General features: G+C 62.1%; 6 protein-coding genes. 4 read left to right on the top strand and 2 right to left on the bottom strand.

Annotated features, from left to right (window positions below; all coding sequences use genetic code 11):
• Positions 1–89 precede the first annotated feature (89 nt).
• Positions 90–3629 carry a PAS domain S-box protein gene (locus tag ACI2JO_RS07805; RefSeq protein WP_404720111.1) on the top strand — a complete coding sequence of 1180 codons (3540 nt, stop codon included), beginning with the start codon at positions 90–92 and terminating at the stop codon, positions 3627–3629.
• Positions 3629–4000: a response regulator gene (locus tag ACI2JO_RS07800; RefSeq protein WP_242122325.1), complete on the top strand. Its 372-nt coding sequence runs from the start codon at positions 3629–3631 to the stop codon at positions 3998–4000. The genes ACI2JO_RS07805 and ACI2JO_RS07800 overlap by 1 nt, the downstream gene beginning before the upstream one ends.
• Positions 4001–4061: 61 nt before the next feature.
• On the opposite strand, the gene ACI2JO_RS07795 is transcribed toward ACI2JO_RS07800, so the two are convergent.
• Positions 4062–6692, bottom strand: coding sequence for a GAF domain-containing protein (locus tag ACI2JO_RS07795; RefSeq protein ID WP_404720110.1), 2631 nt, complete (start codon positions 6690–6692; stop codon positions 4062–4064).
• A gap of 251 nt (positions 6693–6943) precedes the next feature.
• Between ACI2JO_RS07795 and ACI2JO_RS07790 the strand changes: the two genes are divergently transcribed.
• Entirely contained in the window at positions 6944–10186 is a 3243-nt protein-coding gene (locus tag ACI2JO_RS07790) for a PAS domain-containing protein (protein ID WP_404720109.1), read from the top strand.
• A gap of 781 nt (positions 10187–10967) precedes the next feature.
• Here the strand turns inward: ACI2JO_RS07790 and ACI2JO_RS07785 are convergent.
• Positions 10968–12089, bottom strand: coding sequence for a hypothetical protein (locus ACI2JO_RS07785; protein WP_404720108.1), 1122 nt, complete (start codon positions 12087–12089; stop codon positions 10968–10970).
• Positions 12090–12361: 272 nt separating this feature from the next.
• Here ACI2JO_RS07785 and ACI2JO_RS07780 point away from each other — a divergent pair, with 272 nt between their 5' ends.
• Positions 12362–13249: a hypothetical protein gene (locus ACI2JO_RS07780; protein ID WP_404720107.1), complete on the top strand. Its 888-nt coding sequence runs from the start codon at positions 12362–12364 to the stop codon at positions 13247–13249.
• Positions 13250–13256 lie beyond the last annotated feature (7 nt).

The raw sequence follows: 13256 nt of genomic DNA, 5'->3' as shown, positions 1-13256 counted from the left end.
TTCATCGTACCGCTTGGTAACGTACCCAATCTGGCAGATATGGGCTGGTGATGCTAGGGCATCCCCAAAGGGCCCAACCGTGGAAAGCAATGACTGATCTTCCCGCGCATGAGCAGCAGCGGTTAGCTGCGCTCGCAAAATTCGATGTGATGGATACGCCGCGCGAAGCGGCGTTCGACGAGATCGCCGAGCTGGTTGCGGCAATCTGCGAGGCGCCGATCGGGATTGTGAACCTGATCGGAAACGGACGTCAGTTCTTCAAGGCCGAAGTAGGTCTTGGAGTTCGCGAAACGCCGCTGGACACAGCGTTCTGCAGTCATGCGCTTCTCGAAGAGGAGTTTCTCCTCATACCCGATGCCGCAGCTGATCCGCGTTTTGCGTGCAACCCCCTTGTTACAGGTGAGCCACCACTGCGCTTCTACGCCGGAGCCTTGCTCAAAACGGCTGATGGCTTCCCGATCGGCACCTTATGCGTGCTTGATCATCGTCCCAGAACCCTCTCCGACGTGCAGTTGCGCTCCATTCGCGTTCTGGCGCGACAGGTGATGGCACAGCTCGAACAACGCCTGACGATGAGGCGGATAGCGGCCTCGGAGGCGCGGCAGCGCGCTATCATGGATAGCGCCCAGGATTTCGCGATCGTCGCTACCGATCTCAACGGACAGATCGTCGAGTGGAGCTACGGTGCGGAATATGTGCTTGGCTGGTCCAAGGACGAGGTGATCGGAAAAAGCGCATCCCTGTTCTTCACGCCAGAGGACCGCGAGGCCGAACGGCCTGCTGTTGAGATGCAGTGCGCTCGCGAGACGGGGCGTGCAACCGACGAGCGCTGGCATATGCGCAAGGGCGGACAGCGTTTCTGGGCGAGCGGTGAAATGTCACCGCTCCTCGACCAGGACGACCATCATATCGGATACGTGAAGATCTTTCGCGACCGCACGGAAGAGCATCTCGCAGGAGCTGCCCTTCGCGAGGCACAGGAGCGGTTCACGACGATCTTCGATACCGTGGAGGCGGCGTTCGCCATCGTCGAGGTGAAGTTTGACGAGAACGATCAGCCCGTGGACTATCGCTTCCTTGAGGCAAATCCGGCTTTCGAACGTCAGGCCGGCGTCAACCTGCGTGGCAAATGGGTCACAGAATTTGCCCCGGATCTGGAGCGGTTCTGGTTCGATACTTATGGTCACGTCGCGAAGACCGGCGAGGCAACGAATTTCGAGAACTATGCCGAGGCGTTCGGCCGCTGGTTCGACGTGCGTGCAGTACGGGTCGGCGATCCCGCCGATCGGCAAATCGCCATCATCTTCAACGACGTCACAGCCCGGCGCGAAGCGCAGGATCGCCTGGCTATCAGCGAAGCGTTGGCGCGTGAGAACATCGAGCGCGTACAACTCGCCTTGCAGGCAGGTGCGATCATCGGGACGTGGCACTGGGATCTTCCCAGCGACTGTTTCGCAATCGATGAGGCTTTCGCCCGTACATTCGGTCTTGATCCTGCCCTTGGTCGTGAAGGCATACCGCTTGCCCAGATCGTTGCCACGGTCCACCCGGATGATCAGGAAGGGTTAGCGCAAGCCATCGACGCCGCCATTTCCCGCGGGGGGGCCTATGCCCACCAGTATCGTGTTCGTCATGCCGATGGGAACTACCGCTGGATAGAGGCCAACGGGCGCGTCGAACTGGCGCAGGATGGTACGCCGCAGACATTCCCCGGTGTCCTTATCAACGTTGATGATCGGCGCGCGATCGAAGCGGAGCGGGATCGCGCCACGGCAGAACTCCGGGCTAATGAAGCGAAATGGCGGGGCCTCTTCGAGACGCTGGAGGAAGGCTTCGTCCTCGGTAAGGTCGTACGTGATGCACAAGGACATATCGTCGATTGGCGGTATGAAGAGGTGAACAACGCTTGGTACGATCTGGTTGGGATCGAGCGCGGTTCTGTCGTTGGACGGACCATCCGCCAGCTCTTCCCCGGTGTCGAGGACGAATGGGTGCTGGAATTCGCCCGCGTCGTCGATACGGGTGAAGCAGTGCGCTTCACGCGACAGGTCGGCAACCTTCATCGCTGGTACGATGGTGTTTGCCAATCGACCGGCGATGATCGTTTCACGGTGATCTTCCTTGAAGTCACCGAGCGCATACGTGCCGAGCAACGACGCGAAGCGTTGGTCGAGCTGGAACACGCCTTGGCTGATACAACCGACGTGGGTGGGACGGTCAAGCAGGCGACGGCGATCATCGGCAAGGCACTCGGCGTTGGCCGCGTCGGGTACGGTACGGTCGCCGTCGATGGCGAAACCTTTACCGTGCCGGAAGATTGGACAGCGCAGGGGTATCCAAGCCTCAAGGGTACATATCGCCTCGATGACTACGGCGACCATGCGGCGGATCTGCGCGCAGGCCGTGCGGTTGTCGTTCCCGATGTCCGGCTTGATCCAAGAACGGGGCCGAGATCGGAGGTCCTCGAAGGCATAGCGGTTCGAACAATGGTCAACCTGCCCGTCGTTGAGAACGGGCGCACGGTAGCCATCTTCTTCGTTCACGATGACGTGTCGCGCGAGTGGACCTCTGAGGACATCGCGTTCGCTTCCGATACGGCAGCTCGTATTCGCACTGCGATCGAGCGTCGCCGAGCCGAGGAGGAACTGCGTGACAGCGAGAGCTTCATGCGCAGTGTGCTTGCTGCATCGACCGACTGCATCAAGGTACTCGACCTTGAAGGCAACCTCACCTTCATGAGTGAGGGTGGCATGAAGGTTATGGAGATCAGCGACTTCAATGCGGTGAAGGGCTGCTTCTGGCCCACGTTTCTGAAAGATGATGGAACCGGCATTGGGAAGGAGGCGCTGGAAACCGCCAGAGCCGGCCAGTCCTTCCACTTTGAAACAGCGGCCGACACTTTTCTCGGTACACCAAAATTCTGGTCGGTGTCGGTGTCCCCCATTTTCGGAGAAAACGGCCGGGTAGAGCGCATCCTGTCGGTGTCGCGTGATCACACGACGCTGGAGGAAGCGCGTGAACAGCAACGCCTCCTCAACGGCGAACTCAGCCACCGGCTCAAGAATGTGCTGACGATTGTTCAATCGATCGCCAATCAGACGCTGCGCGATGCGACCACGCTGGAAGAAGCGTCCGCCGCGTTCTCCTCGCGCCTTGCGTCGCTTGGACGGGCTACCGACGTTCTCACCGCCACGTCCTGGGAAGCATCCGATCTGACCGCGGTGCTAGAAGCGGGTCTCGCCGTCGTCAGCGGCAAACGGAAGCGTGTGGCAATGAGCGGACCGGCGGTTCGGCTCAACTCGCAATCTGCGCTGGCGCTCACGCTCGCCGTTCATGAACTTGGCACCAACGCGTTGAAATATGGCGCTTTGAGCAACGATAATGGTACTGTGACGTTGACGTGGCAGGTGAGCGGATCAGAAGCTGATCCGGAATTTTCCCTGCTTTGGCGGGAGCGTGGTGGGCCAGTCGTCTCGGCGCCTACCCGCAGAGGTTTCGGAACACGAATGATCGAGCGCTCGTTGCGATCGTACTTCAGAGGTGAAACTGCGCTCAGCTATCCTCCCGAAGGCGTCGAATTTCAGATCAGGGCACCGCTCAGCGGTGCAGGCGAATTGGTAACAGCGTAATGGGTCAGGCTATTCCGGCACGGGCCATCCTCATCGTTGAGGATGAGGTGTTCATTCGTCATGATTTGATGGATTTTTTTGAAGATCGGGGCTTTGTGGCCTTCGAGGCAGAAGACGCCGACGAAGCTATCAAGATTTTATCGGTTCATCCCGAAATCCACATTGTCCTTACGGATATTCAGATGAAGGGATCGATGGATGGGCTGCGCCTCGCGCGATACGTTCGTGACCGGCATCCGCCGGTTTTGATCGCCGTCGTATCAGGCGCAGTCAGGCCATCCCAGACAGACCTTCCAGAACGGTCTTTCTTCATTCCCAAGCCCTTCGACCCTCGGCATATCTTGTCGGAGATTGATCGACTGAGTGCATAGCAACTACTTAAAGCGGCGACTTTTTCTAAATTAGGCACCACAGGATTGCTGAGGGCTTGAGTTATCTAGAGGGGTTAGCCGCCTCCGGCTCATCATAGCCGACCTGTACGGAAGAGGCAGAGATAGTGGGTGCAGGCGCCGCCTCCCGATCCGGGATGACCAACGTGTCTATTGCACGGGCGAGCTGGTCCGCCGAATAAGGTTTTTGCAGAAGAAGGAAGCCATGTGCGCCTTCCTGCGCGAGGACGTGGCTATACCCACTCGCAAGAACCACGGGCAGGTGCGGCCATGTCTTGCGCAGCCGCTTGGCCAGTTCCAGGCCGCCCATCCCTGGCATCACAACGTCGGAAAAAACGGCGTCGAACGTACCGGAATTGGTACCGAGCGCCTCAAGCGCATCTTCGGCGCTAGGCACGAGCGTGGTACGAAAGCCCATATCGTTCAACGCCTCGCTAGCGAAACGACCCACCTCCTGATTGTCCTCCACGACCAGGATGGACAGCCCGCGCGTGGCATGCACGCGCTCTGGGGTTGGCACAACTGTTCCCAACTCAATACCCGCAGCGGCTTCGGGGAGGTACAGGGTGAAGGTGGTGCCGACGCCAGGTGAACTCTCAACATCAACATCGCCACCCGACTGCTTGGCGAAGCCGAACACCTGGCTGAGGCCAAGGCCGGTGCCCTTGCCGACCTCCTTGGTCGTGAAGAACGGCTCAAATATTCGCGCGATGTCAGCGGGCGCGATGCCTGCTCCCGTATCGGTGAGGGAAACGGCCGCGAACCCACCATCCACCGCTGCGTGGCCGCGAATAGTGGGCTTACGGACACCACAGACCAGTCGGATCCTGAGTTCTCCCTCGCCGCCCATCGCGTCCTTGGCATTGACTGCCATGTTGACCAACGCCGTCTCGAACTGACCGACGTCCGCCCTGACAACGCAGACTTCGTCCGGGAGGTCGAGGGTGACGGCGACGCGGGCACCGGTCACCGTGTCCAGCATCTCGGCCACACCACGCAGCCGCTCGGCGACATCGAACGCTGTGGGATGCAGCGTTTGCCGGCGCGAGAACGCCAGTAACTGACTGGTCAGCTTGGTCGCGCGGTCCGCCGTGTCGCCGATCGCCTCGATGTAGCGCGTGCGCCGGTCCTGGGGCAGGTCTGGTCGACGCAGGAGATCGACGGATCCACGGATTACCGTCAGCAGATTGTTGAAGTCGTGCGCGACCCCGCCGGTGAGCTGGCCGATCGCATCCATGCGCTGCGCGTGACGCAGGGCTTCCTCAGAGGCGAGTAGGTCGCGCGTACGCTCCTCGACGCGACGCTCCAGCGTCATGGCCAGGTCACTCAGGGCGGCCTCGCGGTCTAATCGCTCGCGACCGATCGACAGGAAGCGCGCAAAGCTCTCGAAGAAGGAAATGGCCTCGTTCTCGAAGCGATCATGGACCGTCGAAACAAAGGAGATCACGCCGTAGAGCTTCTCCTCGGACTGAACAGGAAAGCCCGCATAGGCACGCGTGCCACGGTGTCGGCTGATTATTGTCCGCGGGTCAGCCGATTGCTGGACATGGTCCAGGATGAGTGGCTCCCGGCTCTCCGCGACGAAGCCGCAGAGCGGCACGTCCGCCGGACATGCGTCGGCCAGCCAGTTCCGAACCTCCTCCTCCACCCCCATCGACTGGAGAAGGCGCATGCGCGTGCAGTCATTATTGAGCAGGTAGCTGTAGCTCTGGTCATAGCCGAGCGTCTCGGCGCCTGATGACAGGATATCCCGGAGCACCCTGTCTGGATCATCCGACGAAAGGAGGCCTGCGGAGGCCCGCGCCAGCAGGTCCAGTCGCTGCTCGCGCAGCCGTTCCGCCGTACGGTCGCGCAGCACCTTCACGAAGCCAACGACCTTGTCGTCGGATCGCCTGAGCGGCGTCATCTCGCCCTGCGCCCAGAAGCGCGTACCATCTGCCCTGAGGTGCCAGCGCTCGTCGTTGCCGTGGCCGTGTTCCAGCGCCAGTCGCATCTCGGTCTGCGGCCGACCGACAGCGCGATCCTCGGGAGTGAAGAACCGGTCGACCGGCTCTCCCATCATCTCCCGCTCGGTCCAGCCCAGGATGTTCTCGGCACCTGCGTTCCAGCGGGTCACCCGGCCATCGAGGTCAGTGGCGATGATCGCGAAGTCCGTCGCGCTGTCGAGGATTTGGCGGTGAAGCACCTCGCTGTCGCGCATAGCCCGGCCGGCCTCGTTCCGAGCCGACGCCTGCTCGGCCTGATCCAGTTGCAGAGCGATCAGCCTCGCGAACATCTCGAAGGTCGGAAGGATCTCAGGCCTGGCGAGATCGTGCGGACTGGGATCGATCGCGCACAACGTGCCGAAGAAGCGGCCTTCCGGCAGCACGATCGGGACCGAGATGTAGCTCTTCAGGCCGTATATCGCGGGCGTGTGATGCGCCGCATAGGCGGGGTCTGCGTCAACGTCAGGGATGACCACGGCCTGCCGGTGCTGCCTGATCTCGTGGCAGATGGTCGTCTCCAGCTTCAGCTCGCCACCAGGCTGAAGTCCGAAGTTGATCTCGTCCCTGACGCTGCAGGCGATCCATTTGTCGTCGGTTACCCGGGCGATCGCGGCGAACCCCATCCCGGTGATCCGGCAGACCGTATCAAGTAGCGTCGGCACCACGTCCAGGCGGCCTACCGCCGCCACGTCAGCTGCGCATGGATCATCAACAAATGGATCGGGTCCCATGACCGCTATTTAGCGAAGGATCGAGGCCACGTCATTGACGATGCTCGTTTCCAATCGATAGCCGGATCGGTCGTTTGATCATCCCTTTGGGAATGTGCCCGTTGCCCCGGGGGGGACACAGCCGAGCACAAGGGCGTTGTGATTGGTAATTTTATTTGCTGGCCCGCTATTTGGACGCGCCGCTCCACACTTCCGTCAGTGAGTAACCCGTGCCTGCATCGATCGCCGACCTCGCCACCTTCTTCGACGCCTCGCCGAACCCATATCTGGTGCTGGATCGCGACCTGAACATCGCAACGGCGAACAAGGCCTATCTCGCGTCGGTCCGCCGTGAGTTGCCTGACATCGTCGGTCGCTGGGCGTGGGATGCCTTTCCCACCGATGAGGAGACGCTGCGCCAGGCAGTGGATTCGTTCCAGCGCGTGCTTCGGACCAGACAGGCCGACACCATGGCATTGCTGCGCTTCGACGTGCCAAGACGCGCCTCGGAAGGCGGCGGGCTGGAAAAGCGCTACTGGAGCATCACGCACACACCCGTGCTCGGGGACGACGACGAAGTGTCGTTCGTTCTCCAGCACCCGATCGATGTGACCGACTTGGAGACCCTGCGGCAGACCATCGAGGCTGGTGATAGCGGGGTGCAGCTTCGTCCCGACCACAGCGGCATCTTCGACCGCGCCGAGGCAGTCTACCGCGCCAATCAGGCGCTAACGGCCGAGGCGGAGCGCAATGCCGCTGCGATCACGGCGCTGACGGATGAGCGTGAGAAGCTGATCGGCCTGTTTGAGCAGGCGCCGGCGATGATCGCGCTGCTGCTCGGTTCCGAGCACCGGTTCGCTTTCGCCAACGCCAGTTACCGCGCATCGGTTGGACAGCGCGAGCTGATCGGGCGGACGGTAGTAGAGGCACTCAGTGATGCGGCCGAGCAGGGCTACGTCGCGCTGCTCGACCACGCCTTCGCCACCGGCGAGCCGTACCAGGCGCGGGGCGCCCGCTACGACGTTCAGGCCGAGCCCGATGGTCCGATCGATCAGAGGCTGCTCGACTTCATCTACCAGCCGGTTCGCGACGATGCCGGTGCCGTCATCGGCATTCTGGTACAGGGCGTCGACGTCACCGAAACGATGCGAGCGGCGGACGAGCTAGCTGCGACGGAGGACCGCTATCGATCGGTTCTCGACGCGATCGATGTCGGCTTCTGCATCATCCGTATGCGCTTCAACGACGCAGGCGAACCTGTCGACTACATGATCGAGGAGGGAAACACCGCCTACGAACGGCAAACCGGCCTGCACGGGTCATTCGGCAAATGGGTCAGTGAGCTGGCGCCCGATCTCGAGAAGCACTGGTTTGAGCTTTACGGGCGGGTCGCTGCCACTGGCGGGCCTGTAAGATTCGAGAACTTCGCCGAACCACTCGGCCACTGGTACGACGTGCATGCGCTGCGTATCGGCCGTCCCGACGAACACCGCGTGGCGTTGCTGTTCAACGACATCACCGAGCGCAAGAACGCTGAGGTGGCTCTGCAGCAGACAAACGAGACGCTCGAGCGCGAGGTGGTCGAGCGCACCGTCGAACGCGACCGGATGTGGGAAACCTCGCCCGACCTGATGCTCGTGATCGACTTCGATGGCGTGTTCAGGCGTGTGAACCCGGCTTGGACTGACCTGCTCGGCTACGAGCCACACGAGCTAGTAGGCCACCACGTTAACGAATTCGTCCTCCCGGACGATCATGCCGGCACCATCGGAGCCTATGAGACAGCGGCGACAGGCCAGCATGCGACGGTCGAGAACCGCTACCGTCACAAAGACGGCTCGACGCGGTGGATCTCCTGGGTCGCCGCTCCGGCTGGCGAGCTAACTTACGCCACCGGACGCGACATCACCCAGCAGCGCGAGGTTGAGGCAAGGCTCCGCGACGAGCAGGACTTCGCGCGCTTGGCGCTCTCAGCGGTTGGTGGGGTCGGGGTCTGGACTTACGACATCCGCTCCGACCGCTTCTTCTGCGATGCGGCGATATCAGCGCTGTACGCGCTTGACCCGGCGCGGGGCGCAGCGGGGCTGTCGAGCGCCGAGTTCCTGGCCAATGTCCATCCGCAAGACCGCGTCGAGCTGAACGGCGTGATGGCCGCGGGATTGCAGCGAGCGGGCGAAATCGAGCTCGAATACCGCATCGTCCATCCCGACGGATCGCTTCACTGGGTGCTGTCGCGGGGGCACACCTACTTTGACGCGGAAGGACACCCGTCGCGGAGAACCGGGGTGGGCGTCGACATGACCAGCCAACGCCTGATCGAGGATCAACTCCGTCAGGCGCAGAAGATGGAGGCCGTGGGCCAGCTGACCGGCGGCCTCGCACACGACTTCAACAATCTGCTCACCGGCATGATGGGCAACATGGAGCTGCTGCAAATTCGCCTTGCACAGGGCAAGATCCAGGACAGCGAGCGCTTCATCGTCGCCGCGCAAGGTGCCGGCCGACGGGCGGCATCGCTGACCCAGCGGTTGCTCGCCTTCTCTCGCCGTCAGACGCTCGATCCTAAACCCACTGACGTGAACCGGCTCGCAGCCGGTATGGAGGAGCTTCTTCGGCGGACCGTTGGCCCCGAAATCGAGATCGAGATCGTCGGTGCTGCCGGGCTATGGACCGCGAACATCGACGCCGGGCAGCTCGAGAATGCGCTGCTCAACCTGTGCATCAACGCACGCGACGCCATGCCGGATGGCGGCCGCATCACCATCGAGACGGCGAACAAGTGGTTGGACGAGCGAACTGCGCGCGAACGCGACCTGCCCCCCGGGCAATACCTGTCTGTCTGCGTGACCGATACCGGCACCGGCATGACCGCAGAGACAATCCAACGGGCCTTCGAGCCCTTCTTCACGACCAAGCCGCTCGGCGAGGGCACGGGTCTCGGTCTGTCGATGATCTACGGCTTCGCGCGCCAGTCGGACGGACAGGTCCGGATCTATTCGGAGCTGGGCATGGGCACGACCATCTGCATCTACCTGCCCCGCTTCGTCGGTGATGCGATGCTAGTGGAAGAGGAGGAGGCCCTCACCATAGCCGCGCAGGCCACGGGGCAGACCATCCTCGTCGTGGATGATGAGGCGACGATCCGTCATCTAATCGACGAGGTGCTGGACGAGGCGGGTTATACCGTGATTGGCGCTGCCGACGGCAACGCCGGCTTGAAGGTCCTCCAGTCCGGTGCCCGGATCGAGTTGCTGATCACCGATGTCGGACTGCCTGGGGGCATGAACGGCAGGCAGGTCGCCGACGCGGCACGAGCGCTCCGACCAGGCCTGAAAGTGTTGTTCATCACAGGCTACGCCGAAAATGCTGCCGTGGGAAACGGGCACCTAGAGGCGGGTATGGAGTTGCTCACCAAGCCCTTCACTCTTGAAGCGCTCTCGGCCAAGGTGGGTAGCATGATCAAACGAGATTGATGTGCCGGCATTCACTTCGACGAAGCTCAGGGAAATCATCATTATTCGCTACGCCGCACGTCATCAACTCGGTCAGCCCTGGCTATGTGAAGATCGACCTGACCGAACACAACGGCTTCATGACACCCGAGGAAGGGGGCGAAACTCCCCGTCGAGGACGCGCTGCTCGGGGACGATGCCGTATCTGGTCGCTTCGTGGAAGCTAGCGGCCAGACGCTTTGGTAAGATCAGGCTGATCATTGGGCAGGGGTAAAAAAGGCTGTCCCGAAACCGGTGACAGACTGTTTTTGGAAAGGCCGCGCCATTCCCTGTATTCGATCCCATTTGGGACGGTCGCGGCCAGCGCGCATCGACTGGTTCAGTCGTGAAACGTATATCTATGCCAGTTCTATGCGCACTCGTTGTTCACGAAAGCCTTCCTTTCTGACGACTTGGCCGGTGGGCCATGACCGCAACGCATTTCTGCGGCCCGACGCTTGTCAGAACTGTTCTGAAAACCTGCTTCGCAAAAGCGCCTGCCGGCGACGGGTTTGGAGAACCCAGTGGCGTGGAGCGTGAGCACGGCGCCTCGTTTGCAAGCAGCGCCGGATGAAAGCGAGCACACTGGTAGATAATTCGAGCTGGATGCCACTCGCGAGTGGCAGATAGCGTGAGCATGAAGTCTGGCTGATTGCGAACAGACGCTGTTATAATTGCAAGCGCCTACAATTAGCCCCCATCCGACGGGCAACACCTGCCCGAACCAAGGGAAGTGAGGCTAATTGTACGGCACAGACGGCGTTCACGCCATCGCCAACAAACTCAGAAGCCGCACGAGCTGCTCCGGGGGCTCGTTGCCGCCCTTCACGTCCAGCATCATCAGAACCTCCTTGTTGTGCGCGGAAACCGCGATTCCGAATCGCGCGCGGGCGTCAGCGGTCTCCAGCGGATCAACTGCCGGGGGTGCCTTGTCGGTGGCGGCAATGCCCGTACGGGATGGTAGCAGCCGTATTGGACCGACCTTCAATCCAATCGCCGCACGCGCATAGCGACCGTAGCTGCCAGGCGCCAAGATCTGCGGCGCAACGCCGCCGACCGCGCCCCGCGCGCGAGCGACCAAGTCAGCAACGGCGACGGCATCGGTCCCTGGAACCAGCTGCGACCGCTCGGTCCGGTCAGCCCATACCTCCCTGGGAGGCATCATGGCAGGGATCCGCCCCAAAGCATCGCAGGCGGCCGACGCATAGCCCGCGACGCTGTTCGATAGATGGCCAATGGATTGACCCAGGATCAACCCGGTGCCGCCATCGAGAACGAGGAAGACGACGTGGTTCGCGCCATCCGGCCGCATAAGCGAAGTGGCGACACAATCGAATCGGACCTCCTCGCCGGCGAGTCGCCGCTGCAGGCGGCGACGCAACTCGCGCTCGACGAATGGCCTGAGCGTGTTCGGCGATCTCTTGATGTCAATCGCTTTAGTGAGGTCGCGCACCAGGGCGGCCACCGATGCATCCGGATCGGCCTCCACGATCCGCACGACGGCGGCTTGAATGGTCTGCGCGATCTCCGGCGCGATCCGTTCGCGCGTCTTCGTCGTCGAAGCGAAGGTGCCCACGCTGGCCAAGGAACGGCGTTCGCTCCATGCGCGCAGCATCTGATAGAAGCGATTGAGCTTCAGCCCAGCGTCGGCCGCGGACTGTTTCGCCGTCAGGCCGCCGAACGAGCCGAGATGCCGGTCGAGCGCCACCATCCGCTGCAATGCCTTGTCCCGTTTCGACGGCGGCATCGATGCCCAGATCTCGAGCTCCTCTTCGGGCACTGGATGGCCGAACACGCGCTCGAGGCTTCGCTCGCTGGGGCCATTGGGCAAGCCTCTTCCAGCTTCGTTCGCCCCGCTCGCGGCAGCATCTGCGGGATCCAGCAAGTTCCGTTCCATCAGGAGCAAGGGTAGCAGATTAGAGCGTCTGACCAAATTAACTTTAAAAAATTCAAATAGGGATTGCGCAACCCGATCGCCGCTCCGACATTGCCGTTTCCAAAGTCTATTTGAAAGGGGCAATGTGATGCGCGATGACACCTTCGCTGACAGCCACGATGATGGTGCTCAGCGCCGAATGGCCAGCTGGCGCCGGCCTCCGCGCAAGAGGCCGTGGTTGTCGTCCGTGCGTCCGGGTCCACTTCGTGGGGAAGCGGACGATGGCGGAAGGTCGTGAGATGAAGACGAAAGTCACCGGCAAAACCGCCAACGCCGGCAGGCGCGACATCCGCACTCCGCCGCGGCATGCGGACACGCGCATCCCCAACTACCGCAACCCGAGCGAGTCGGGTTCCCGGTCGCTCATCCGCCGCCGTCCGGTTCGCTGGGAGGGTCTGGAGGAGGCCAGCCGCATGGCGCAGATCGTCGTGCTGGAGCACGGCGGTCACGCGCGACCCGTCATCAATCGTGGCCAGCGGCACCTCCGTTCCCGAATGGCGTCGCGCAAGACCGGTCATCAGCAGGTGGTCGAAGGCAGGGGGCACCGCGACTTCGCGATGTGGAACGAGGTCAATCCCGACGTCCTGGACTATCAGGCCCATCCGTTCCTCATCCGTGGACAGGCGGGGGGCGAGTGGTTCGACTACTACCCCGATCACATCCGTCTGATGCGGGACGGCAGCATCGAGCTCATCGAGGTTAAGCGGACACCCGCCGACCTCGACGATCCCGCCTACCGGCGGAAGCTCGGGATCGTCGCGGAGATCGCGAGGCGCGGCGGTTGGATGTTCCGCATCCTCTACCACGCGGACATCGCCGGTCCTCGCTGGCGCATGCGCAACGTCGAGGGGATCTATGCCAATCGGTACCTGCTGCTCGATCGCCAGGAACAGGATGTCATCAACGCGTTCGTGATGCGCGGCACCACCACCGTCTGGTCGACGCTTCGGCACCTCGTCGCTCCCAGCGACCAGCGCCGCGGCAACGCCGTCATTGAGAACGCCATCGCGCTCGGTCGGGTCGGCGTCGAACTCGATCAGCGCATCACCTGCGGCACGGTCCTGATCCCGCTCCCGCCGGTGCCGCACAACGACCAGATCCGGCTCTGACGATGGC

The organism is Sphingomonas sp. NPDC079357 (genome assembly GCF_044901155.1).
GTDB lineage: Bacteria > Pseudomonadota > Alphaproteobacteria > Sphingomonadales > Sphingomonadaceae > Sphingomonas.
The sequence above is the reverse complement of the archived record's forward strand: the minus strand, read 5'-3'. Positions and strand labels throughout refer to the sequence as shown.